The 26,411-nt window shown below is 39.3% G+C and carries 21 protein-coding genes; 19 read left to right on the top strand and 2 right to left on the bottom strand.

What is annotated here, in order from left to right; genetic code table 11:
* Window positions 1-26: 26 nt before the first annotated feature.
* The 12 genes from ACYQ1N_RS02250 (at window position 27) to ACYQ1N_RS02195 (ending at window position 15,502) form a co-directional block, all read left to right on the top strand.
* The gene (locus ACYQ1N_RS02250) at window positions 27-560 is read left to right on the top strand and encodes a hypothetical protein (RefSeq protein ID WP_459832240.1); all 534 of its coding nucleotides are present in this window, start codon (window positions 27-29) and stop codon (window positions 558-560) included.
* A 15-nt stretch (window positions 561-575) separates the two neighbouring features.
* Window positions 576-1,763, top strand: a complete 1,188-nt coding sequence (locus ACYQ1N_RS02245) for a macro domain-containing protein (protein WP_459832238.1) — start codon at window positions 576-578, stop codon at window positions 1,761-1,763.
* A gap of 117 nt (window positions 1,764-1,880) precedes the next feature.
* Window positions 1,881-2,573, top strand: coding sequence for a vWA domain-containing protein (locus ACYQ1N_RS02240; RefSeq protein WP_459832235.1), 693 nt, complete (start codon window positions 1,881-1,883; stop codon window positions 2,571-2,573).
* Window positions 2,573-3,358, top strand: coding sequence for an ADP-ribosylglycohydrolase family protein (locus ACYQ1N_RS02235; protein ID WP_459832232.1), 786 nt, complete (start codon window positions 2,573-2,575; stop codon window positions 3,356-3,358). The genes ACYQ1N_RS02240 and ACYQ1N_RS02235 overlap by 1 nt, the downstream gene beginning before the upstream one ends.
* Window positions 3,359-4,013: 655 nt before the next feature.
* On the top strand, window positions 4,014-4,295 hold the full coding sequence (locus tag ACYQ1N_RS02230; protein ID WP_459832230.1) for a hypothetical protein: 282 nt from the start codon (window positions 4,014-4,016) through the stop codon (window positions 4,293-4,295).
* The gene (locus ACYQ1N_RS02225; RefSeq protein ID WP_459832228.1) at window positions 4,295-4,639 is read left to right on the top strand and encodes a hypothetical protein; all 345 of its coding nucleotides are present in this window, start codon (window positions 4,295-4,297) and stop codon (window positions 4,637-4,639) included. Before ACYQ1N_RS02230 ends, ACYQ1N_RS02225 begins: the two co-directional genes overlap by 1 nt.
* Window positions 4,626-5,300 carry a DUF4417 domain-containing protein gene (locus ACYQ1N_RS02220; protein ID WP_459832225.1) on the top strand — a complete coding sequence of 225 codons (675 nt, stop codon included), beginning with the start codon at window positions 4,626-4,628 and terminating at the stop codon, window positions 5,298-5,300. The genes ACYQ1N_RS02225 and ACYQ1N_RS02220 overlap by 14 nt, the downstream gene beginning before the upstream one ends.
* 527 nt (window positions 5,301-5,827) lie before the next feature.
* Complete coding sequence (locus ACYQ1N_RS02215; protein WP_459832223.1) at window positions 5,828-8,314, top strand: UvrD-helicase domain-containing protein; 2,487 nt, start codon at window positions 5,828-5,830, stop codon at window positions 8,312-8,314.
* Window positions 8,307-10,967, top strand: coding sequence for a PD-(D/E)XK nuclease family protein (locus tag ACYQ1N_RS02210; protein ID WP_459832220.1), 2,661 nt, complete (start codon window positions 8,307-8,309; stop codon window positions 10,965-10,967). The genes ACYQ1N_RS02215 and ACYQ1N_RS02210 overlap by 8 nt, the downstream gene beginning before the upstream one ends.
* Window positions 10,968-11,163: 196 nt before the next feature.
* Window positions 11,164-12,981, top strand: coding sequence for a 3'-5' exonuclease (locus tag ACYQ1N_RS02205; RefSeq protein ID WP_459832217.1), 1,818 nt, complete (start codon window positions 11,164-11,166; stop codon window positions 12,979-12,981).
* A 15-nt stretch (window positions 12,982-12,996) separates the two neighbouring features.
* The gene (locus ACYQ1N_RS02200; protein WP_459832214.1) at window positions 12,997-14,316 is read left to right on the top strand and encodes a hypothetical protein; all 1,320 of its coding nucleotides are present in this window, start codon (window positions 12,997-12,999) and stop codon (window positions 14,314-14,316) included.
* Window positions 14,300-15,502, top strand: coding sequence for a toxic anion resistance protein (locus tag ACYQ1N_RS02195; RefSeq protein ID WP_459832211.1), 1,203 nt, complete (start codon window positions 14,300-14,302; stop codon window positions 15,500-15,502). The genes ACYQ1N_RS02200 and ACYQ1N_RS02195 overlap by 17 nt, the downstream gene beginning before the upstream one ends.
* A gap of 141 nt (window positions 15,503-15,643) precedes the next feature.
* On the opposite strand, the gene pdxS is transcribed toward ACYQ1N_RS02195, so the two are convergent.
* Window positions 15,644-16,519 (bottom strand): pyridoxal 5'-phosphate synthase lyase subunit PdxS, encoded by an 876-nt coding sequence (gene pdxS, locus ACYQ1N_RS02190; RefSeq protein WP_459832208.1) that lies wholly within the window; start codon window positions 16,517-16,519, stop codon window positions 15,644-15,646.
* 105 nt (window positions 16,520-16,624) lie between these two features.
* Between pdxS and pdxR the strand changes: the two genes are divergently transcribed.
* The 3 genes from pdxR (at window position 16,625) to ACYQ1N_RS02175 (ending at window position 19,400) form a co-directional block, all read left to right on the top strand.
* On the top strand, window positions 16,625-18,037 hold the full coding sequence (gene pdxR, locus ACYQ1N_RS02185; protein ID WP_459832206.1) for a MocR-like pyridoxine biosynthesis transcription factor PdxR: 1,413 nt from the start codon (window positions 16,625-16,627) through the stop codon (window positions 18,035-18,037).
* Between the two features lie 96 nt (window positions 18,038-18,133).
* Window positions 18,134-18,919, top strand: a complete 786-nt coding sequence (locus ACYQ1N_RS02180; protein WP_459832203.1) for an ADP-ribosylglycohydrolase family protein — start codon at window positions 18,134-18,136, stop codon at window positions 18,917-18,919.
* A gap of 130 nt (window positions 18,920-19,049) precedes the next feature.
* A complete protein-coding gene (locus tag ACYQ1N_RS02175) occupies window positions 19,050-19,400 on the top strand; it encodes a class Ib ribonucleoside-diphosphate reductase assembly flavoprotein NrdI (protein WP_459832200.1) in 351 nt (116 codons plus the stop codon).
* Between the two features lie 102 nt (window positions 19,401-19,502).
* Here the strand turns inward: ACYQ1N_RS02175 and ACYQ1N_RS02170 are convergent, their stop codons facing one another.
* Window positions 19,503-20,039 (bottom strand): flavin reductase, encoded by a 537-nt coding sequence (locus ACYQ1N_RS02170; protein ID WP_459832198.1) that lies wholly within the window; start codon window positions 20,037-20,039, stop codon window positions 19,503-19,505.
* Between the two features lie 251 nt (window positions 20,040-20,290).
* On the opposite strand from ACYQ1N_RS02170, the gene ACYQ1N_RS02165 reads away from it, so the two are divergent.
* The 4 genes from ACYQ1N_RS02165 (at window position 20,291) to ACYQ1N_RS02150 (ending at window position 26,292) form a co-directional block, all read left to right on the top strand.
* Window positions 20,291-22,228: an alkyl/aryl-sulfatase gene (locus tag ACYQ1N_RS02165; protein WP_459832195.1), complete on the top strand. Its 1,938-nt coding sequence runs from the start codon at window positions 20,291-20,293 to the stop codon at window positions 22,226-22,228.
* Window positions 22,229-22,382: 154 nt separating this feature from the next.
* Complete coding sequence (locus tag ACYQ1N_RS02160) at window positions 22,383-23,804, top strand: alanine/glycine:cation symporter family protein (protein ID WP_459832193.1); 1,422 nt, start codon at window positions 22,383-22,385, stop codon at window positions 23,802-23,804.
* Between the two features lie 495 nt (window positions 23,805-24,299).
* Window positions 24,300-24,671: a desulfoferrodoxin family protein gene (locus ACYQ1N_RS02155; protein ID WP_459832190.1), complete on the top strand. Its 372-nt coding sequence runs from the start codon at window positions 24,300-24,302 to the stop codon at window positions 24,669-24,671.
* 292 nt (window positions 24,672-24,963) lie between these two features.
* On the top strand, window positions 24,964-26,292 hold the full coding sequence (locus ACYQ1N_RS02150) for a glycoside hydrolase family 5 protein (protein ID WP_459832188.1): 1,329 nt from the start codon (window positions 24,964-24,966) through the stop codon (window positions 26,290-26,292).
* Window positions 26,293-26,411 lie beyond the last annotated feature (119 nt).

The raw sequence follows: 26,411 nt of genomic DNA, 5'->3' as shown, positions 1-26,411 counted from the left end.
GAAGTGGACCAGGGGAAATAATATTGATGGATAATAATTTCATAGAGGAATTGCTTAATCATCCATATGAAAAAAAGAGTATTAAGTCATTAAGAGGTGAATTCTGGATAGAGGAAGTCTTTACAAATAAGAACGATCATATAGATGGTGAAATACGTTGTGGCATTCAGGGAGACGATTTTTGGCATGGAAGTGTGGAGGTTTACATAGACATCGAAAAATTTGAAAAAGAACATTATGCTGGATTTGGTTATTTAGAAGTTCCCTCAAAGATTGGTAATCAAGGAATAGGTACAACACTTATGCTTACCGCTATTGATATTATAAAGACTTTTAAGGAGTTTTATTCGGTAGGAGAAATAGTGAGAGTAAGTGGCTGGTTATCTACGGCGGATAAACAGAATGGTAATTGGAATAAGTCTGTTCCTCTTTACGAAAAGGTAGGGCGCTTAGCAAATGTAGAAAGATACTTTACTATCAAAAATGATGAAGAGCATTATACAGCGGAAGACTTCCTGCGTATATCAAATGACGATGGAAGTATTATTTATTTGATTTAAGTAGGAGGTGAGGATTTGCCTTTTCAGATTATTAGAAATGACATAACAAAAGTAAAAGCAGATGCCATAGTAAATACAGAAAATCCGAACGTTGCCGTTGGTGATGGTGTTGATTCTGCCATATATAAAGCTGCCGGAAAGAAAAAGCTTCTTGAAGCACGTAAGAAGATTGGTCTTTTGATGCCGGGTGAAGTAGCAATCACGGATGCATTTGATCTTGATGCAAAGTACATCATTCATGCAAGTGGTCCTTGGTGGACGGATGGAAGTAAAGGTGAGGAAGAGTGTCTTCGTTCATGCTATGCGAAGGCATTACAGTTGGCGAAGGACTATGGATGTAATTCCATTGCATTCCCACTTCTTGCCACGGGCACATATGGTTTCCCGAAGGAGCTTGGCATACAGATTGCTGTTGATACTTTTGCGGCTTTCTTAGAAGATAATGACATAGAGATTACGCTTGCTGTGTTTGGTAGCGAGGATGTTACTGTTTCTGGTAAGCTTGTAGAAGATGTTGCCAGCTTTGTTGATGACGGCTATGTAGAAACAGCTCTTGCTGAGGAATACCGAAATGATAACTATCTGCGCGAAAAGGGAAAACGGCCAAAGAGCAGAGTCGGTGCTTCATTGCAATCTTTCCATATGCCATCATTCCTGCGAAGAGAAAACAGGGATGAGGAGGAATATAGTTTTGATGCGCTTCCTTTAGAGGAAGAGGCTAAGGAAGATAAATCACCGGATGCAGATATGATGCAATCATATTCTGCAATGGAAGAGCCTTCGGTTATGATGCCGGAGTATCTTAAGCCGGTTTCCTTTGAAAAGAAGTCAGAGTCTTTGGAGGATGCGTTAAAGGAAATCTATACGGATTCTTTTGAAAAGCATTTACAGCAGCTTATCAATAAAAAGGGGCTTAAAAACTCAGAAGTATACGCAATAGCGAATATTTCAAAGCAGTATTTCTCAAAACTTCTTAAGGGGCAGGTAAAGCCTTCAAAAGAGAAGATGCTTGCACTTGCTGTTGGGTTGCGCCTTAATCTTGACGAAACGATAGATTTTCTTAGAATAGCCGGGTACGCGTTGTCACCGATATCGCAGACCGATAAGATAGTTGAGTATTTCATAGAGCACGAAGACTATAACGTCTTAAAAATAGATATTGTATTGTTTGATTATGGGCTGGATCCATTGTCAAATAAATAAATATGAAAGGTCGCCTCACGGTTGACCTTTTTTTTTGCCTACGGTTTATTATTACATCACAACAAGGAAATGCCTTATTGCAGGGAGGTCAGTAATAGAAAACGGAGGTAAAGGATCATGAGTAAAGGATTAACGGAAATCGTTTATATTTTGGATAGAAGCGGATCTATGGGAGGGCTTGAAGCAGATACCATCGGTGGTTTTAATTCCATGATGGAGAAGCAGAAAAAGACCGGTGAGAAGGCATATGTATCTACAGTGTTGTTTGATGATACCTGTGAAGTGCTACATGATAGAGTGTCGATTGATAAGATTAAGAAGATGACGGACAAGGAGTATTACGTTCGCGGATGTACAGCACTTCTTGATGCTGTAGGTGGAGCAATCCATCACATCGGAAATATTCATAAGTATGCCAGACCTGAAGACCGTCCGGAGAAGACCATCTTTGTTATTACAACAGATGGTATGGAAAATGCCAGCAGACAGTATTCTTATGATAAGGTGCAAAAGATGGTAAAGCGCCAGCAGAAAAAGTACGGCTGGGAGTTTATTTTCATCGGAGCTAACATTGATGCATATGCGGAAGCTCAGCGTTTTGGAATCAGAAAAGAGCGTGCCGTAAATTATGTGCATGACAATATCGGAACTGCTACAGTTTATGAAGGTGTATCTAAGGCAGTGTGCTTTGCGATGAAGGCAAGTTCTGCGGAAGATATGGAGGATTGTCTTAATGATAGTGGATGGGAAGCTCCAATCGTAGCAGATTATCTAACTCGTGGAAATAAGAAGAATGGGTGTAAGAACTAATGGCTATTAAGGGTGCAGTATTAGGCGATATATTGGGATCTCAGTATGAGTTTAATCGCCCGAAGAATCTGGACTGGAAAAATATACCGCTTATCATAGATGATAAAGCTAAGTTTACGGATGACTCTGTTATGATGCTTGCCATAAAGAAAGCTCCGGTGGAAGATAATGATTTAGTTGAAACAATGGTGAATGTTGGTCAGCAGTATCCGTTCTGTGGATATGGAGCAAAAATCTTTAGCTGGATCAATGGGAAAAAGCATCAGCCGTATAACAGTTGGGGCAATGGTTCTGCCATGCGGGTTGCTTTTGTTGGAGATTTCTACGAAGATTATGATGAAATGCAGGCGATGGCAGCTAAAACGGCTGAAGTATCTCATAATCATCCGGAAGGAATCAAAGGCGCTGTTGCTACAGCTACATGTATCTGGATGGCAAAGCGTGGTAAGTCTAAGCAGGAGATATATGATTATATTTTGTCGGAATATCCAGTAGATCTTTATGAGTACAGCATCGGAAATAGTCTGGATGATATTAGACCACGTTATAAATGGAATGAAAGCTGTCAGGGTTCCGTTCCGGCTGCTATGCGATGCTTTTATGAAAGTACGGATTATGAATCGTTCATGAGAAATATCTACAGTTTGCCGTGTGACAGTGATACATTTGGAGCAATCGCAGGTGGTGTTGCGGAAGAGTTTTATCATGGATTTGGAGATATAGATGCGGAAGGCATATTAAAGAAGCATCTAACAGATGACTTGTATGAGATATTGATGCGATAAATTACATATGTTTACTGTAGGTGACGGCTGTGCTAAGCTGTCACTTGCGAAAAGGCTCTCTATTCGGGTTTTGATACTCAGGTATGGTAGCCTTTCTTTATGCCTTTTTGCACAGCTGTGGGTTCCTGCAGCCAACTTAGGAGTAAAGATTGGAGGGGGGGTAACTTTTGGTCCAGTGGACCGAAAGTGGACTAAGATGATTTTAGGGAAGGCTACCCTAAAGCGGGCGACATAGGAGCACGGAATTTTTGCCTAAAGGGTTGTAACTTTAGGCGTATACTGTTAATCACTCTATAGGATGACCCACCAAAGAAAGACCAAAATGACCGAAGGGTGGCAAGCATTGATTTTACTGGAACCAAGACTTGGCGAAGCAGAAAAGAAAGCAATTTATGTGAAGTGACAAAAAAGGACTCACCAACACATAGCGGAGATGAAAAAGCTAATCAGTGGCGGAAGGTTAGCAGGCTGAAATGCCTGTTTTTTTATTGCCCATTTAGTAATGAGGATAATTCCAACCCAAATGTAAGGTGTAGGAACAAATATTAATATTTAATTGTTTGGCCAACAATTTGTTGGCGGAAAGATGAGGTCGAAATGATCAAATTAATTGTTTTTGTTCCTTGTCTGTCTTTATTGACAGGAGGGAACTATTATGGGCACAATTAAATCTGGACGTGTGTTAAATACTCGAGGAGCAGCTGGCTCAGCGAGTCAGTTTTCGGTAGTTCATTCTAATGAGGGGGCATATACGAAGCCGCAAAAGAATGACCATATTCGTTTGAAGAGCGGAGGTCATGGGCAAGCTGGAATGAATGAACTTGATAAGTATGGGATATGGAAAGGTGTTAGGGTTGGAGTTATAAAAACTCATGGTCAAATTGGTACGATTTTTCCAGATTCTAAACAACCAATAAAGAAAGGCGGTAAAAAATAATGGATATAAAAAGTTTTCGAGAAGTAATAAAGCAGCGTGAAGAAACGGATAATGAATGGGATTATGGTATTGAGCAGTGCTGGAAAAAGGAAATTGAGATACTTTCTGAAGATATTCCTTCAACAATTGAGTTCCTAAAAAATGAATGTACAGCAGACGAGTATTCTTGGATAAGCGAAGTTATCGTTGATGTGGTGGATAAAGTGCCAAGTAAGGAGCTTGTACAATGTTATACAGAACTTATGGCAAAGTTCCCAGAAGAGTGCCAAAAGTATAACATTAAAGGAGTTATAGAGATTTGTGAGGGAATACTCAAATGGGAGGAAGAGAATGGCAAAAAATAAAGAAAACCTTGTAGATGAGGGATTTAGAGTATCTCTTGTTGAAACAGCCTTTTTTGATGGAAAATTTGAAATTCCACATATCGATGCTCCAGACAAAATTATTATTCCAAATGGTATGGTTCCTTTCTCAGTAAGAGAAAGGAGCCAGGATAAAAAAGATTTCGTGTGTTTTTATGAGTATGATATTAATTTCAGAGATATACTAACAAAAACAGAAGAATACGTTGATGAATTAAAACAGTATCCGGGAATCATTACACCTGACTGCTCACTTTATATTGACGCACCGTTGTGTGTCCAAATAGCAGATATCTATTTGAATAGAGCAGTAGGACATTATTTGCAGAAACAAGGGCTATATGTTATTCCAAATATTCGATGGGGAGATGAAAGGACATATAAAGAAGAGTTTCTTGGTGAGAAAGTTGCATTTCAAGGTGTTGACAAGCATAGTATTGTATCGGTTGGTACATATGGGCAGATACAATCAGCTGAATCAAAAAGATTCTTCAGGGAAGGCCTTTCGGAAATGATAAAAGAACTAGAACCCGAGGTTGTATTGGTGTACGGTTCAATGCCTGATACAATATTTGCTGATTTTAAAAAGACAACTAAATTTGTTTCATATCCTGATTGGACTACACGGATGAAAAGTAAATAAGTTTGAAAAGCCCGCAACCCCCGGTATTTATAGGGTTTGCGGGCTTTTTGCGTTTTGCGAAATAAAAATGATGAACAGTTAGTGGTTTGCATGTTGAAAAAACGAGGCAGAAGTAAGTCAGACAGTGCTTTTTGTATCTTTATTTTCGAAATCCATACAGGACACCCATTGTTTAAAAGACTTTTTAGCGGAAGTATAAGATGTGCAAAATCATGGATGAATAAAGTAACGATTATTCAGATATTTATCTTCCGGAGAGTAGGTTATAAAGTCGTTTGCCAGGTGAGGATCAAATATGTGAAAAATGCCGCAGTGACGGGCTTTACGTGGTGTAAAGCCCGTCACTTTGTTGTTTACAATCTTTGCCATAATGCATAAAATAGCTATATAACGGATTATATAATTTTCGGTAAATGATGACCGGAATTATTATAATTGAGATATATGCGGAAGGCTTATGAGAATCAAGCACATAGCTTGGGAATGGGGCATTTAAGATTTAGGGAATACTGATAAAGGGTGATTATATGGAACCGAATTATTCTGTTCTTCTGTGTAATCAAAGCATGGAAGAATATAAAGATAAAATAGATACATGGCTTCATAGAGGAATAAAGGTTATTTGGTTTGGAGATGCCGAAAGCGTTGCATCTCTAAAAGATGAATATGGGATTTTTGCAAAAGAATTTATTTTGCTTGCATATGAAATTGATATAAAAGAGAAAAAAGTCATTGCAGACGGGGTTGATTCCGAGGACTTTGTTGAAAATGTCCTCGGAAATGCATGTCCGTTGTTCAATTCCGCACAGTATTTAGTGGAACACTGCGATGACAGGAAGCATATTATTGTACAGGCGTCGGCAGGAACGGGCAAGACCACTGTTATGATTGACAGAATAATGTATTTGCTTCACATGCATCCTGATTTACATCTGTCAGAAGTTTTTATGATTACTTTTACAAATGATGCCGCAAATCAAATGAATCGAAAATTGCAGGATGTTTTAATGCGCAGATACAGTCTTACGGGTGAAAAGAAATATCTTCGATGGATAGAAGAACAGTCCCAAATGAATATTTCAACCATCCACAGCTTTGCATATTATATGTTGAAAGAATACGGAATCGGAGAGGGATTTACCAAGAATCTTTCTATACGGAGCTTTCAGTATGAGCGTAAGGAACTGATTAAAGACGTTATAGATGACACCATAGATTCAAATAACAAAGTCGTTGACCAGTTAGGAGTACCTTTTTATAGAGCTAATTCCATGGTTAATGATTTTTGGAACGGTTTTTCGAAGCTTGGAATATCTCACAGAGATATCGGTAAAATGGATTGGGGAAATGCCGTTGATACAGATTCGGAACCTTTTCAGAACGTAATGACAGGGATCATTAATCGCTTGGATGAGGAATACTTTGATATCAAACGTAAGAATGAAGCTATATCCGTTGATGATATTATGCGGGATTTACAGGAAGTTTTACAGAGCGAGGTTCTTCCGAAACCGGATATTACAATGAAGTATCTTTTTATAGATGAGTTCCAGGATTCGGATTTATCTCAGATTAAGGTGGCATGTTTAATGATTAAACTGCTTAAGCCCGTCCTTTTTGCTGTAGGTGATGTCAAGCAGAGTATTTACAGATTCCGCGGTGCTATAGAGCAGGCTTTCATTGCTTTGAAGCGTGACATGAAAGAAATGAACATTGAATGTCCGGTTGAATTTACACTTGTTAATAATTATCGTACTTCGGCATCTGTTTTGAATAAGATGGATGACTACTTTAAGGTATGGGGAAGTATGGGTAAACTTCCGTACGCTAAGCCTGCCGTTTCGTTTAATAAGGAGCCCGGAAGAATCAGCATGATACACGGGGAGAGAAAAGATATGGCTGATAATCAGATTGCACAGATCGCAAGTCGGGAACTTGATGCTTTGATAGAAAGAGTTGAAAACTCCGGTAAAGAGGCAAATGACAAAACCCGTGTCGTGATGTTGACAAGGTCGAACAGTGAATTGAGACAACTTGCCGGAATTTTGCGAAAAAATAAGATTCCGGCTGTAATAAAACGTGACGGAAGCTTCTATGCGAGTGAAGCCGTAAGGGATTTTTACATTATGGTGGCATCATTTATGTTTAGCGATGAGCCAAAGTATATCTTCAACTTCCTTTTAACACCTTATGCCGGAGAAATTGATCCGATGAATTTAAATGATATGGAATGGCTCCATGGGGATCGTGATAATCTGGTTTCATATCTTAATCATTTTTTGGAACAGACTAACTGGAAAAAGTATCATAAGGATTTGCGATTAAGACCGGTTCTTGCGGTTTTAAAGGATATTATCGACGGAGAATCCGTAATCGATAATTATATACTTAACGCAAAGGCAAGGATGAAATCTGACGGCTGGGAAGAAAAACGCTGCAATGCAGCTGCTTTTGCGAATGCTCTCCAGTATCAGGCCAATCTGGAAAAACTGACGGAGATCCTCCAACATAATCTCGGAGGTGATAAAGTCAGTATTTATTACGTATATGATTTTCTTAAAGTTAATATTGCAACAAACCGTTCCGAAGTAGAGGCGGATATTGTGACAAATGACGAGCAGGCAAAGAGTTTGTATAAGTCCTTGCTGTGTATGACTGTTCATAAATCCAAGGGGTTGGAATTTGATACAGTAATCATTCCGTATACAAACCGTACATTTCCTACGTGGGAGCAGACGGAGATTATTATAGATCCGGTTGCAATGAGAGTCGGCTGGAATTATACGGGTGATAAGGAAAATAAGAACAGGCAATGGAAATATCCGGCCATGCGCAACAGTTTGTATAAGGAACTTAAAGAGCTTGATGCGGAAAGTATTAAACGTGAAGAAACAAGGATTCTTTATGTTGCAATGACACGAGCCATTCATAACTTAATTTGCATTGTGCCGGATACTAAGAATGAAAGAACCTGGGCAAGCCTGATAGAGGAGGTTGGTGTTGATTATGAATAGAGAGATTTATACCTATACCGATCTTACAAAACTTAAAGATAGTAAGTTGTTTTCTGAGATTAAACACTATCCGCAATTTACGGTTTCTTCGGACTTAAGAAAAGGTTTGACGGGAACCATGGAAACAGATCGTGTTGACGGCATGTTTACCGGAGATAAAGATGTAAGAATTACAGATTTTCGCAATCTTGTTCAGGCTATGAATAAGGATTTGGGAACGGATCAGAGTAAGTTCAATGAGATGGTTATTCTGTCCGAGTATATCAGGCAAAGAATATCGGAGGCAGGTCAGAATAAAAAGGAAATAAACTGGTTAACCGGATGTATGCGTAATATCGGATCACTACTTGCGGATATTGATTTGATGGAGTTGGCAGGAATTAAACCGGAGGATATCTCTACAGACGGAGACAGAAATCTTGAGCTTATGCTGGATGCCTGGAATTATCTCGCAGAGCGTGATCCGACCATAACAACATTCCGAAAGACAATGTCCGTGAAATATACGAAATCAGAATGGGAGCCGATTCTGAAAGAGGCATTTAAGTCGAAGAAATCATTTTCCAAGGCGGATAAGCTGGTTTTTCACGGCTTCTATTACATCACTCCGTTGCAGGAGAGGATAATGTGCCTTTTAGAAGATGCAGGGTTTAAACTGATCTTCCTTTTTCCATACGATGAAAGATATCCTTTTGTGTATGAGATATGGGATGAAACATATTCGGAATCAAGAGGATATCCGACAAAAGATAAATGGCATATGGAAAAAAGCAATGAAACCGACGTCTATGGGGATATCTTGGAAGGAAAAAAGAATGTTACCGTTCCTAACAAACTCAGAATTAAGGAATATGCATCCGTTATGGAGTTTGTTAATGATGTGAAACATATTCGCAGGGAAGGATATTCAATTTACTCACCGGATAGTATATCCGCAAATAAAATCCTGAAAGATTATTTTCCGGAGGCATACGGCGAAAGAAATATTCTCTCATATCCCGTGGGACAGTTTGTCGGCATTCTAAATCGGATGTGGAATGATGAACGACAGACGATTGTTCTTGATGAGAAGAGCCTGATTGAGTGCTTTTCATCCGGATGGTTATCAGTGAAAGGGGTTTCCGGAAGACAGTACATGCAGGATTTGACATATGTTTTACCTTTTTTTGAAGGATGTAATACCGCCGATGAATGGGAAAAGCGTATTGAATTACTAAAGAATATAAGACAGGGAGCAATAGAGCCGTTTTTAACAGAGCCCGATGCGGATGAATCTGTTTCCAGATGGCAGGAAGCAATCGGTAATCCGATGGCGAACTTCAGCGTGTTTGCCGTAGAGACAGAGAAACTGGATGTCATTTTGTCGCTTATACAGCAACTTTTAAATATGGCAAATAAGTTGTTTGGAAAGAATCAGGTGATTCGGGTGTCAGATCATATAAAGAAATTAGACCGTATTCTGAAAAGTCATGAGATTTCCGATGAGATGTATACAGAAGAAAGAGCTCTTGTTGAGGATATTTTTGAAAAGTTGGGACAAGAAAGTGACTTTGATGCAAAATGTGCACCTGCGGATATTTCCAATGCTCTTAACATCTTCATATGCGGAAGATTTGATGAAGGTGAGATTCAAAGAAACAGGGTTGGAATGGTTTATCCGATATTTCTTGTGGATGCAGCATGTATAAGGAATAAGGGCAAGGTTCATGTCTGCATGTGCGATATGAATGCCATGCCGGGCGGAAATAAGGAATATGTGTGGCCGTTGACTTCTTCGGTTATGCACAAGTGTTACGAAAAAACACATAATCATTTGATCATTAACCTGATGCATATAATGGAATCAACGGCCCATCGTAATCGCTATTTTATGTACAGTGCATTGAAAAATAAAGATGTAACAATTTCGTGGATAAGCAATGTCGGCGATAAAATGTTAACGCAGTCTCCGTATATTAAATTGGTATGTGAAGCAACCGGAATTGCTGCAGAACCCGCAAAACGGAACACGGTAACATTCGCAAGAGTTGCAGAATCTCCATATGGTGCGGGAAGAACAGAAGAATATGACAATGAAAGAACACCGTCGGGAATTATCAAAGAAGCTCAGATGGCATATGCACTTTGCCCTATGAAATATACATTGGGATATATTCTGGAGAAGTTTCCGACATATCAGTCGGAATTTCAACAGAACTATGCACTGAATGCCTTTATTTCGGCTATATATAATCTTATGAAAGGTAAGGGAGTATCGGTAAATCAGGTTTATAAGAATGTAATGGATTTGTTTCCGGGACTTCGTAAAGTTGAGAAACGACAGGTATATGATTACATATCCTATGATCGTCGGGAAAATGACATGGATTACAGCACCCGAACGGAGTGCGGAGGTTACTTCTATACGGATGAGAGGCTGAAGATTCATTATCCGAATCAACAGCTTCGTGAGGCGGTCATCGGAAGATATTGTAAGCTGTTAACCGATGACGGGAGAAAAGGAATGAATCTGTATGAAGTAATGGAAGCGGGAAGCGAAGAAAAATTGTATGGAAGAAAAGATATAGTAAGAAGGGCGTGTATGTTCTGCCCGCATGTGGATTATTGCAGAAATGCGATATATTACGGAGAACGGGAGAACCTTTATGATTAATAAAAAGTTTTGGGAAAAAATTGCGGAAGAGTAGAAAAAACCGGATGACGGTATCATAATACCGAAACCGGATACAGGCGGTGTTTCAGATATCGATCCTGATGCGGTTTCATTTGGGAGTACCACAGATGCCGAAATCAATGATATTTTATCTGATTTGGGACTGGATGATATTTAACGGGGCAGAAGGAGTGACATGGCTGATAAGATATATGATGTTTATCACCGAGAAATTGAATTAACGAATGAGCAGCAGGCGTGCCTGAAATATACGGGAAAGAGAACTCTCATGGTAAAGGGTTATGCCGGCGCCGGAAAAAGTCTTGTATTGATGGCAATCGCTCAGAAGTATCTGGAAAAGTACGGTAAAGACGCAAAAAATAAGGTGGCTGTTTTTACATACCAGAACACTTTGGTATCCACGATGCGCGAATTTTTGCAGATAAACGGGCAATCTGATGGAAGTGTGGTTGTAAGTACTATAGATTCATTTATCAAAAATATATATGATTTTCTGGTAAAGTCAGGGATTGCACCCAGGAGAAAATATCCGTTTTATGGTAAAAGCGGAGAGGAACGGCGCATCAAAAACGTGGAAAAAGCGTTAAGCAAACATCAGGCAAAATACGGCAAACATCGCTTTCATGATGTTAATCCGGAATTCTGGCTGGAAGAATTTGATTGGATGAAAGAAATGAATGTCTGGACGGACGATCTTGATCATTACCTTATGATACCTCGAAAAGGAAGGGGCGGTAAGATTCGAATGAGCCCTTCAGACCGTGTAACGGCATATCAGATTTTTACATATTACTGTGATTATTTGGCAAAGACAGGTCAGGGTGACTGGGCGGATCAAACTCTGTTTTTGGTGAGACATCCTGAGCTTATTCCGGATGAATTTAAATTTGAACATATTTTAATCGATGAAGCACAGGATTTATCCTTGGCTCAAATGACAGCTGCCATGATGTTGTATAAGAAAGATATGATTGTTGCGATGGATATGAACCAGAAGATTCACGACAGATACTGGACTCCTAAATTGCTTGGAATCGATACGACCACGAAGAAACTTACAAAATCGATGAGGACAACCGTTCAGATTGAAGCACTTGCAGAGTCAATAAGAAGTAAAAACGATGAGAATCTTTCGGAGGATGATAAGGGTCTTAGAGTCTTACCCGAGAGAGAGGGGAAGATGCCTAAGATTGTTCATTTGGCAGACAAGGCAGCTCAGCAGAAATATGTAGTTAATCTTGTTCAATGTTACCTTAAGGAAAATCCCAAAATCACAATCGGTATTATTGCTTCAAAAAACAAACAGATAAAAATTTACGCTAATTGGCTCAGCTCCGCAGGAATAAGGTATGAGCAGATAACCAAGGACACATCTTTTTCGATGGCAAAGCCCGGAGTCAAGGTTGTATCTGCTTTCGGAGCCAAGGGATTAGAGTTTGACTGTGTGATTATACCTATGTTTGCGGAAGGGTATTTCCCATATAATTACAAAACGGATGATCCGGAAGAGATGGAGGATTTCTTAGTCAAAATGAGAAATCTGGTATATGTATGTATGACCAGAGCAAAACATCTTTTGACAATAACATTTTGGGGTAAAGAAGGGTCAAGATTTATCGGAGAAATGGATTCGTCTTTGTATGAATGGGAAGGAGAACCGTTTGATACATCTGTTAAAAAGACCGGAAGAACAAATTTTGCAAAAACAGCAGTATCCCCTGTTTCGTCTACGGTTACGAATAACGAATCAAAACATGATATCGGGGTAAGCCGTAATGATAATGACAGTCTTTCGTCTTTTTTGACATCTAAGGGATTAGAGGTCATTGATAAAAGAGATAAGGGCGGATATTTGTGGGTTGTAGGCGACAAGGGACTTGGTCCAACGCTGAAAGAGAGTAAAAGCAGGTTCAAAGCTCTGTGGATATACAGGGAAAAAGGCGGAGGTGCCACGAATTATAAACCGGCTTGGTATACAACCAGTCCGAAGTAAAGAGGTGCGGGAGCTGTGGGATTTATTGATTATCATGGTACAAAAGAAAGCAGATATACGGAAGTTCTGGATTATGCAAGGGCTCAACAGCAGGAAGATCTGAAACGGAAGCAGAATATTAAAATAAAAAAGTGGCTTGACGAACTGACCGGAAACGGCAATATGTCAGATATGAATATACATGAGCTTCTGAAGACGGTAATTGTAAAATATAATGACTTGCTGAAATTGGAAGGATTACTTGATTGGGATGCATCGGAGATGCATGGAATTTCAACAGATAAGCTGTGGAGAGATTATACACTTGATTTAATACGGAGACATGTAGATTCGTTTCATATGGATGTGCACAGGAGAAATAAGCATTTCGACGCTTTTGTTATAAAAATTTTCAAAATCGGTAATCTTGAAGAGGCAGAAGAGTTTTTTCAAAATATATCGGATATTCCGAAATATAAAAAATACTTTACGGAGTGTTTTGATCCAACGTGGAAAGATCGGCAGTTCTTCAAATTCCTTAATAAGGTTTGCGGAAAAGATAAGAACAGACGTGATACTTACGGAAAATTCTTAGTTACATATCGGATGTTGGGATTAAGTATGGCGCTGTATTTAAACCAAGCCGTACAACCGCTTGATGACGGATGGATTCTGCAGGAAACGGCGGAGTGGAACGCTCTTACGGATTTGGAAGAAAAGTTACATAACGGTACACTTAACGGATTGGATTTTAGAATAATCAAAAATCCTATTGATAATGCAACCGTGGAATCGCTTCAAAACGATGCAGGTCAGACACGGGATGAGACAGCTGACAGTCAATTGTCAACTGTCCGACAATCAAAGTTAAGGAAGGATGAATTTAAATCATATTTGGAGAAAGCAGATATTCCGTCTTATATAAACGCGAGCAGACTGCTTTTGGAATGTGATTTGTCGGAAGATATAAAAAACAATTATGAACAGTTGATAAGCAGAATGACGGTGTTACAGGATTCTGTCAACAAATTTGATGAAATATATCATGCGGATTTGGATCAGTTTAAAGAATATTTTGCACCTGAGACATTGCGATTAACTGCCACATATTTGGACTACCTGGCGGCAGGACCGTCAGAAAAGATTTTGTGTGAAATCAGTGAAAATGTCCTGATTGCGACAAGAAAGTTACTGCAGGCAGTAAATGAAAAAATAGATGAAATTTATAAGTTTGTAACTATTGATGCCAATGCGGAGGCGAAAGCTCTTGAAGCGATAATGAGTCAATGCGGATATGTGGATTCTGAATATAAGATAAAAAGTACGGAGGAGATCAGCTATGAAAAGCACGAGTGAAGATATAATGAATACTGATGCGGAAAAGGTGAAGACACCGACATTGACATTGAATCCGGAAGAAACGGAACGGGATTTCCCGTTTGAGGAACCGACTTTGGAGAAAACCGACGCTGCAGGAATGTCATATGGTTCATCGGCCTCAGCCGGTTCAATAGATGAATCCATGCTTTCGGAAGAAGAGAGGAAGCAGGTGGAGGAATTTGCAAGTCAGATAGATATTTCGAATGTACGCACGGTGAATTCTTACGGAACCGGTGCACAGAAAGGTATATCGACATTTTCATCATCAATTACGGGAAATGTAAAGACTAAGGAATTCGGAGAAGTAGGTGACAGCCTCAGAGAACTTCGCTTAGCAATTAACAGTACTGTTGCTCCTCCGAAGAAGGGGTTCTTTGGGCTGTTTCAGAAGGGTAAAGCAAAGGTTACTTATTTGATATCTAATTATGAGAGTGCCGAAACTAATATCCGTAAGATTGAAAAAGATCTGCAAAAGCATCAGCAGAGACTGACAAAAGATGTGTATGTGTTTGACCAGATGTATGATATGAACATTGAGTTTTATAAAGAATTGACCATGTATATTATTGCAGGTAAGAAGGCTTTGGAAAAGGCAAAGGCGACAAAGTTGGTTGAACTTAGAGAAAAGGCAACACAAACACAGGATCAGCTGGATGTTCAGTTATATAGGGATTATGAGGATGCCTGTAAAAGATTTGAAAAGAGGATATTTGACTTGGAAACTACAAGATTAGTATCTATTCAGATGGCTCCTCAGATTCGTTTGCTTCAAAATGCAGATCAGGAAGTTGTGGATAAACTTCGTTCGGATGTAATTAATACCATTCCTCTTTGGAGAAACCAGATGGTTTTGGCTCTTGGTATCGAGCATACCACCAGAGCTTTAAAAGCCCAGAGTGCCATTGATGAGATGACTAATGAAATGTTTATACGCAATGCAGAGACGTTAAAACAGGGTGCCATTGATGCTGCTAGTGCTTCAGAGAGAGGCATTGTTGATATTGAAACTCTCCGTAAGGTGAATTCTGATATTATTACTTCCATCAATGAAGTTGTTAAGATTCATGAAGAGGGTTCAAAGCACAGGGCAGAGGCGCAGGAAGAACTTGTAAAAATAGAAGATGAGCTTAAACAGGCACTTCTGGAAGCCGGGAGCAGATGATTAACCATGAAGAAGAGAAGTAGGGATTGATTTGCTGTAAAAGAAATAAAAGCGATTTTTCTTATTTTCATTTTAAACCTGCCGCCGAAAGTATTACTTTCGGCGGCAGGTTCATTTTTATATCATGTACTATTTTTAATTTTACTGTCCTCTTTCTTCCATTATAATCCTGATTTCATCCGGATTTATGCCTACCATCGCTTCTCCCAAATCTTCTGAAAGTTCGGCTATCAGGTTTGCGTCATTATAATGCTTAACGGATTGCACAATTGCATGAGCGCGTTTAGCGGGATCTCCGGATTTGAATATACCGCTTCCCACAAATACTCCCTCAGCTCCAAGCTGCATCATAAGCGAGGCGTCGGCAGGAGTGGCAACTCCTCCGGCGGCAAAGTTTACGACAGGAAGCTTTCCGTTATCGTGAACATATGACAAAAGATTAAAAGGAACCTGAAGAAGCTTTGCCTGTTCGAACAGTTCGTCTTTGTTAAGTGAAACAACATATCGGATTTCGGAATTTATTTTGCGAATATGTCTGACAGCCTGTAAAATATCGCCTGTTCCGGCTTCTCCCTTTGTTCGAATCATTGACGCCCCTTCACATATTCTTCGAAGTGCTTCCCCCAGGTCGCGGGCTCCGCATACAAAAGGAACTTTAAACTCCGTTTTGTCTATATGATATATATCATCGGCAGGTGATAGAACCTCCGATTCGTCAATATAATCAATTCCGATTGCTTCGAGTATCTGTGCCTCGGCAAAGTGGCCTATGCGGCATTTTGCCATAACCGGTATACTTACGGATTTCTTTATTTCTTTTATTATTTTCGGATCGCTCATTCTTGATACGCCTCCTGCTGCTCTTATATCGGCAGGGACTCTTTCAAGAGCCATAACGGCGCATGCGCCGGCGGATTCCGCAATAACGGCCTGTTCCGGGGTGGTAACATCCATTATTACGCCTCCTTTTAGAATGTGCGAAAGATCTTTGTTTAATTTGTATTCTGTTTCAGTCATAATATATACCTCCTTGTATTCGGATGACATCGATAATATAATAAATCTGACTATAACAAAATGTCCAAAACAATATATTTTTAAATGTCAGATAAAGGAGTTTATATGATTACATATGATTTTGAGAAATCTGACGGACCGCTGTATTTATATATTTATAAGTGTATAAAAGACGACATTATTTCGGGAAAACTGAAGTCCGGGGAGAAACTGCCCTCCAAGAGAGCATTTGCCCGCAACAACGGAATAAGTACCATTACGATTCAAAATGCATATGACCAGCTGGTTAGTGAGGGGTATATATTTACGATTCCCAAAAAGGGATATTATGTTGCCGATATTATGAAAGATATTTATACGGCACCGCAGGCGAATATTTCATTTGACATTAATGTGCCGCGGGAGGATCCGAATGTAATATATGATCTTTCGGATAACGGAATAAATCCGGATAATTTCCCTTTTTCCGTATGGGCAAAAGTTTCAAGACGTGTAATGTCCGAAAAAAAAGAAGAATTGATGAAAATATCTCCTTCGGGAGGGGTAAGGGAGCTCCGTGAAGCCATTGCGGCCCACTTGCTTTCCTTCAGGGGAATGCTTGTGGATCCGGATCAGATTATTGTCGGGGCGGGCACGGAATATCTGTACGGAGTGATTACTCGCCTTCTTGGGAAGGATAAAATATATGCCGTGGAAAATCCGGGATATACGAAACTTCTGAAAATATACAGTCAAAACGGGATACAATGCGGTTTTGCGTCAATGGATGAGAGCGGAATAACGGCGACGGAGTTAAACAGGCTTAAGGCCGATGTTGCGCATATATGCCCCAATCACCATTTTCCTACGGGGATTACCATGCCTGCATGTCGCAGACATGAAATATTGGCTTGGGCAAATGAAAAAAAAGGAAGGTATATTATAGAAGACGATTATGACAGTGAATTCAGATCTCAGGGAAAACCGATACCGACGTTTTTCTCCATAGACGGATGCGGGAAAGTTATATATATAAATACTTTTTCCAAGTCGCTTTCACCGACGGTTCGTATAAGTTACATGGTTCTGCCGGTTCACCTTGTCAATAAATATTATGACACGATGTCATTCTATTCATGTCCGGTTTCGAATTTCGAGCAGTATACATTAGCGCGATTTATGAATATGGGATATTTTGAAAAACATATCAACCGTATGCGGCTTTTTTATATGAGGCAGAGAAAGGGAATTATGGACGCCGTAAGAAAAGGCACATTGGGAAAGTACTGTACGATTATTGAAAATGATTCCGGACTGCATTTTTTGATGAAAATAAACAGTGACATTCCGACGGAAAAAATATCAAAAATGTTATATGACAACGGCATAAAGATTAATTCCCTCGGTGATTACCGTTTATCCGGCGATAAATTTGAAAATGATTATTATATTATAAATTATTCTGTACTTACGGCGGAGCGCGTCACAAAAATATTAAAAATCATCGAGGAGCGCATTATTATCGGAAATCGGGAATAACCGCATGTATATTATATTTGCACGATTAACGGTGATTAGTTGACGGCGTTTGGCGAAAGTTGTACGATTTTAAAAAATTAATAAAAGGATATTAATATGGCGGTTAAAGGAGCAGTCCTAGGAGATATATTGGGATCTCAATATGAATTCGGGAGACCGAAAGAACTTGATTGGAAAAATATACCGTTGCTTAATAAGAAATCAGCGGGATTTACGGATGATACGGTTATGACTCTTGCCGTTAAAAAGGCGATTAAATACGGAAAAGGTTTTGCCGATACAATGGTTGAACTGGGAAGGAAGTATCCCGACAGAGGGTACGGACCCCGTTTTTTCGATTGGTTTACGGGAGATAATCATATGCCGTATAACAGCTTTGGTAACGGATCGGCCATGAGAGTATCATTTGTGGGAGAATATTTTGACGATTACGGTAAGATGCAGGAAACAGCGGCAAAAAGCGCTGAGGTATCTCACAACCATCCGGAGGGAATAAAAGGAGCTGTGGTTACGGCAACATGTATATGGCTTGCAAAACACGGAAGTGATAAAAAGGAAATATATGATTATGTATTGTCCAATTATCCGGCGGGAGAGTATGAGTACAGTATATATTACTGTCTTGATGAATTAAGAAGCCGTTATACATGGAATGATACCTGTCAGGGTTCAGTTCCTGCAGCCATGCGATGCTTTTATGAAAGTGAAGACTATGAATCCTTTATCAGAAATATTTACAGTCTCGAATGCGACAGCGATACATTCGGAGCAATCGCCGGAGGAGTCGCGGAGGAATATTATCACGGATTCGGGAATATAAATGCTGACGGGATACTCAGGGAATTTCTTACGGATGAATTGTATGGTATTTTATCGGAATAAATGAGAAAGTATTGGTAAATTATTATCAGTGGTAATGTTATATTGCCGATGAGTATTGACATAAATGCTAAAAACGGTTAGTGTTGGCTGGTATTGATTATAAGTTATGTTACATAAAAGGAGATCGATTATGAAACTTGTATACGCATCAAGAACGGGAAATGTTCAAAAGTTAATAGACAGACTTGGTATTGAAGCTACCAAAATAGAAGACGGCTCAGAAAAAGTCGACGGAGAATACCTTCTTATCACATATACTGACGGTAACGGAATTATTCCCGAAGTTGTAGAGAAATTTATAGAAGGCAACAGAGACGGTCTTATTGCCGCTGCCGTAAGCGGAAACAGCGAGCGCCATCCTGATACATTTTGCGACGCCGCAGACAGACTTTGCGCAAATTACGGAACTAATATCGTTGCAAGGTTTGAAGGAGCGGGCGACGAAAAGACAGATGCGGCAATTATTAAGGCTTTAAGATAATTGCTTTTTACATTTTTAAAATTCAAAAACGGTTTATTGTGCAGCCGATAATATATAAAAAGGATGTTGCCAAACAGGCAGCATCCTTTTTATATTAAGCACTTATTTAATTATATACGAATTAACTATTTCTCCGAAATACATGGTGTGGTAATCTCTGTTTGCTCCGTGGAACGAGCTGTCTACATCCTGCGGATAAAATGTTTTGTTATATTCCGGAAGAATCATTTTCGAATCCTGCTTTTGGCTGTAAACCACACGGCATTCAAGAGTAAGGGGAAGTTCTTTGATACCCGGAACGGATATTGTTTCAGGCTCTTCAAGAGTAAGTCCGAGCTCCTTTATCTTGTCGGTGTCACGACCGCTTTTTGTTCCGGCAATTCCGATTATTTTCTTATTGAAATCTCCCAACGGTATATTTACCGTAAACTCCGGATTATTGTCCAACAAATATTTTGTAAATCGGTGCTCTCTTACATATGCGGTGAATATGGGCTTTGCCCATTCTATACCGAGGGCTCCCCATGACACGGACATGGTATTGACTTTATCTTTAAATTTTGTGGTTATAAGTATTCCGTTTTTCAGAGCTTCAAGAATTTCTTTACCGTATTCAAATACATTTATTTTCTCTTTCATAAAGACGAACCTCCCGTACCGTTTTTAAACGGCAAATTTTGTATATAAATAATTTATTCCTGTAATTTTAGCACAATAAATGTCTTTTGCAATTTGAATGAAATAAATATTTCCGTGAAATTATTTTTTTACCGAATGCACATAAATTCGGTATGAATAAGGCTTGACTTCTGATTGTCTTAATCTTATAAAAAAAATAAAAACCATAGGCAGAGTTGCTGTTTGCCATATACCTTACAGGAGGATTTATTATGAGTAATAAAGAATATCATTTTAACGATATATCTTCGAATAATGAATTTACGGGAGAGTCAAAGCCCGCAACATCTTATACTTCGGAAATCAATGGAAATATATATAAATTTCTTGATTTTGAGGATAAAAGGGAATTTGAAAATGCCTCAAAAGGCCTGATTGCAAATCCGGATTCGTTGGAGATAACGGACGATAACGGAAAAATTGTATGGAGCCAGAAAGCATATGATTTTTTGAGTGAAGAAGCACCGGATACGGCAAACCCGAGTCTTTGGCGCAATGCCGGGCTTAACCATATATACGGTCTCTTTGAAGTGACGGATGGCATTTATCAGGTTCGCGGATATGATATGGCAAATGTAACATTTATAAAAGGAAACAGCGGCTGGATAGTTACAGATCCTCTCATGTCCGTGGAATGTTCAAAAGCCGCCGTTTCTCTTGTTAATGATAAATTGGGGGAATTTCCGGTAAAGGCCGTAATCTATACTCATCCTCATATAGATCATTTCGGAGGAGTAAAAGGAGTCGTTTCAGAAGAGGATGTCATATCGGGTAAAGTTGATATATATGCACCGGAAGGATTTGAAAAGCATGCCGTAAGCGAAAATATATATGCAGGCAACGCCATGCAGAGAAGAGCAAGTTATCAATACGGTACCATATTAAAGGGAAGTAAGAGAGGTTCTCTTTGTATAGGTATCGGAATGGGGCAGTCAAGAGGACTCACAAGCTACATATCACCGACGGTGGATATTAAATATACCGGTGAAAAACACATAATAGACGGACTTGAAGTAGAATTTCAGTTAACGCCCGGAACAGAAGCTCCCGTTGAAATGAATATGTGGATAGAATCAAAAAATGCGCTGTGCATGGCCGAAAATTGTACGGGAACTCTTCACAACCTTTATACTTTGAGAGGCGCTCAGGTAAGAGACGGTAACGCGTGGGCAGAGTATATTATGGAAGCGTTGAACATGTACGGGGACAGAGTCGACGTTGTATATCAGTCACATAATTGGCCGCATTGGGGTAATGAAGATATAAAAGAATATTTGACAAATACGGCGGCAGCTTACAAATGTATCAACGACCAGGCTCTTTTATATATCAACAAAGGATATACCGAAACGGAAGTGTCGCATATGGTTTCGCTTCCCAAAGAGCTCGAAAAGGTGTGGTATACACGTCAATATTACGGTACGGTTACTCATAATGCCAAAGCCGTATATGAAAAATATATGGGATGGTATGATGCAAATCCTATTCATCTTAATGAATTGGATCCTTCATCATACGGGAAGAAACTCATGTCTTACCTTGGTGACACAAAGACCGTGCTGAACAAAGCCAAAGAAGATTATGACAGAGGCGAATATCAATGGGTAGCGCAAATCACAAATACCATTATATTTGCGGATCCCGGCAATGAAGATGCCAGATATTTGTGTGCCGACGCTTTGGAACAATTGGGATATCAGGCAGAATCGGGAACCTGGAGAAATGCATATCTTTCTGCTGCTTTTGAACTCAGAAACGGTACAAATAACGATACATCTGCATGTGCTACGGGTTCGGAGGATGCCGTAGCTCATATGACTCCGGAGATGATTTTTGATTATTTGGGTATACTTGTTGACACTTCGCTGATTCAGGATCTGAGTTGTATCATTAATGTTATAATTCCCGAGGGTACATATGTAATCAATGTGAAAAACGGTGTTATCCTCTACAGGAAAGCCGAACCTGCAAAGGGAGCGGATGTTACGTGGACAACAGACCGACGAGGTCTTTTGTCAATCATAAAGAAAAATAAAGAATATGTTTCATCTCTGATAAAACAGGACGGAGATGTTACTCTGACAGATTCGCTTATGAACGCGGTTTCGGAACTTGAGGACTATAAGTTCTTTAACATTGTCGAACCTTAACCGAAGGACATAAATTCCATACAATATAGGAACAAATCGGATTATGTTCTCATGTGCGAATTAGTATTCATACATGTAATAAATGTATAAATATTGTAATAAAAGTATAAAAATGGTATTATGTTTAAATTCGATATGAGAGGAGAGAGTTCCGATGATAAGCAATATTATTAGTGCGATAAGTTCCGCAATGTATGATTGGATATTAATTATCATGTTGATTGCGGCCGGAATATATTTTACCGTGGCGTCAAAATTTCCGCAGTTCAGATTGCTTGGCAGGGCGATAAAGTGTTTAAAGGAAAAACCGAAGAATCACAATGAGAATTCCGTATCGGGTTTCCAGGCACTTATGGTATCAACCGCCTCAAGAGTAGGTACCGGTAATATTATAGGAGTTTCCGTCGCCATATGTGTCGGAGGGTACGGAAGCGTATTCTGGATGTGGGTAATAGCGCTTATCGGAGGTGCAACGGCCTTTGCGGAAAGTACTCTTGCGCAGATTTATAAAGTGAAGGGCAAGGATGGCAAATTTATCGGAGGACCGGCATATTATATTGAGAAGGCCCTTAATTTTAAGGTTCTTGCAATAGTATTCTGTATAGCCATGCTGCTCACATATGCATTCGGATTTAATATGTTGGCATCATATAATCTCCAGACAACATTTGCCATATTCCCATTTTATGATCCGAGCATTACACCGTGGATAATAGGGATCATATTAGCGGTGGTTACCGGATGGTGTCTTCTCGGAGGAGAGAGCAGAATAGTAAAGGTTACATCCGGAATAGTACCTATTATGGGCATTGCATATGTTATTATTTCCGTTATTGTTATTGTGATAAATGCGGGAAATATGCCTATGGTATTTCAGCAGGCATTTAATTTTAAGGCAATATTTGCAGGATTCGGTGCCTCCGTTTTAATGCAGGGAATCAGAAGAGGACTTTATTCAAATGAAGCAGGTATAGGTTCGGCGCCTAACGCCGCTGCATCAGCCGATACTTCGCATCCGGCAAAGCAGGGGCTTATACAGATGATATCCGTATTTATTGATACGCTCATCTTGTGTACGGCAACTGCCATGATGTGCATGAGTTCAGGAATAGTGCCGGTTCCTGAGATTAAAGGAGCGCCTTATGTGCAAATGGCTCTCGGCGAATCTCTTGGGGCATTCGGACCGTATTTTATAGTTATTTCCATGAGTTTGTTTGCATTTACAACACTGCTCGGAAACTGTTTCTATTGTGACAACCTTCTCACATATTTGAACGGCAAGAAAGAACCAAGCAGAAAGTTTATGATATTCTTCAGACTTATATGCGCAGGGGTTATATTCCTGGGATCCGGTTTGGAAGCCGGACTTCTTTGGGATATTTCCGATGTATGTATGGGACTGATGGCAATAATAAATATTCCGGTGTTGTTTATATTATCAAGGCAGGTGTTTAGAACTCTTAAAGATTTTGAGAGGAAAGAACGGCTGGGGGATACATCTGACTTTAAAAGCAAAGACATCGGTCTCAGAGGTAGGACCGAATGCTGGGAAACGGCAGATGTCCAAAGCAGTTGATTACGGTATAATAAGATGAGAAGACGGGTTTGAGTACATGCGATATGCATGAATGCAGACCCGTCTTTATTATTTAAGATATTATTACGGCTTATCATAATGCTGAGATAGTAGGTGCCGGATTACGGAGCAACGTTAAAATGCAGATAATATATGGAGAATATGTAAGTATATCTGATTTACGGCAGTGTTAAAACTCTTAAAACAGTATATGAGAAACTATGCGGTATACTTACGAATTTATATGTGACAAAATATAGCCTTATACAATATAGTATACATAAATAAAATATTGTGTATGGAATAACAGTAATTATTATTGTATTATCATGATGTAAATTAAGAAAAGAACTATATATTTATACACAACATTGTTATAATTATATGTATATATGACTTATGGAATCGTAATCTGAAGTAGGCTTTTTTAGACATAAGAGTGAATAGGTCATATGTATGACACATGTAGGATTTAACGGTAAGGGGGTAAACATTATGAAGTTTTATGTATGCGAGCATTGCGGCAGAATCATGGCAGAAGTTAAGGAGGGCGGTCCTCTTGTATGTTGCGGCGAACCTATGAAGGAGTTGGTTCCTAATACGGTTGAGGCTTCTGCAGAGAAACATTTACCTGTTATTGAAGTTGAGGGAGATAAGGTTACGGTTACCGTAGGATCAGTGCTTCATCCAATGGAAGAAGAGCATTATATCGAATGGATTGTTCTTGTAACAAAGCACGGCAACCAGAGAGTAGTTCTTAAACCGGGTCAGGAACCTAAGGCTTGTTTTGCACTTTGCTGCGGAGATGAAGTTTTAGAGGCATATGCATATTGCAACCTTCACGGACTTTGGAAAACAGAAGCTTAATTACCGGCACAGTTATAATTAATTAAAAGAAAATACACTTCAAACAGCTGTAAGTCGCGTATCTTCGTATGGAGTACGTCAGTCTTACGGCTGTTTTTGTTTTATTTTGAATCATTCAAATACATAACGGGACTTTTAAATTGTGATATTAAATATATAATTGATGCTGTATTAAAAAATATCCGATGAAACAGATATATCGTCTTTGTCGGTTTGACCGATAAAGACGATAAACATCAAATCGGGTGATAATTGCAATTGTTTTTTAAATAATACCGGGGCGGTGAAGCATATGAAGCAAATTAAAAAAATAAGAGGGGTTAATCTCGGCAACTGGCTTGTTCTTGAGAAGTGGATGGATGAAGCTCCCTTCAATAATACATACGCACAGGATGAAACATGGCTTGCGAGAGAATTGGATCGGGATGAACTGGAAGAAAGGTTAAGAAAGCACAGAGATACTTTTATTACAGAGAGGGATTTTAAAAAAATAAGCGGTGAATACGGTTTAAATACCGTAAGAATACCCGTTCCGTATTTTATATTCGGTGACAGGAAACCTTTTATCGGCTGTGTTGAGTATCTGGATAAAGCGTTTGATCTGGGGGAAAAATACGGTCTGAAAATTATTATAGACCTACATACGGCTCCGCTCGGTCAAAACGGATACGATAACGGAGGAATAGTAGGAGTATGTAAGTTTCATAAAAATCCGAAGGAAGTATCATTTGTAATATCCGTTTTAAAAAGGCTTGCCGAGAGATACGGCAGAAGAAAGGCTCTTTTCGGCATTGAGGTGCTGAATGAACCTATCGGTAAACTTGCATTCGCCACTTCACCGACAAAAAACGGTGCAAAAGATAAGAAGGAATCATACGGATCATCCGGAATACCGATTTCGTTTTTAAAAAGGTTTTATATAAAGGCATACAGGGCCGTAAGAGAGTATATGCCCGTAAACAAAGCGGTAATATTTCATGACGGATTCAGATTTGATGCATGGAGAGATTTTTTTGCACGCAACAATATGAAAAACGTCTATTTGGATGCACACTTTTACCTGTCCGCAATGGAAAGCTTTATACCTTTTCACAATAAGAAATTTTTGTCGGTTATAAATAAGATAAATCCGTTTAGAACAGTGAATAAATATGACAAAAATAAATTGAACGGGGATTATATGCAGTCGACTTCCGGAATTGTTCCGTATAATTCAATGACTTATCACAGGATTTATATTGCTGCGGAAAAATTAAGGATAAAAGCGGCGTCCATGCACATACCGATAATTATAGGAGAGTGGAGTATAAGTGTGTCATATGCCAACGACGCGGTATATTTTTGCAGAGAAAAGGTCAATCGAATTCTCGGCACGAATTATAATGAAAGAGAATTTATACGCGAATACGAGAAAAATGAATCCGTAAGAAGGCTTGTGAATAAAGAAAAGAGAAAGAGATACAGACAGATTTACAGACTTCAAAAGGATGCGTGGGACGTTTCCGCCGGAGACATATATTGGAGTTATAAGATTGCCGATGACAATACTCATCCTGAAAACATGCGGTGGAAAAAAGCATGGGATTACGGAAGATGTAAAAAGAACGGCTGGATACCGTAATAAGGCCGTATTATTGTAGGCGCGGTTATTTAGCGATGCTTCAATAGCAATTCGTCATAAAGTTAAGTGTTGTAATTATGGTTTAATAATAATACAATTCTAAGACTTGCGGAAATATA

The organism is Howardella ureilytica (assembly GCF_054657495.1).
This window is presented reverse-complemented; position numbering and strand designations above follow the sequence as displayed.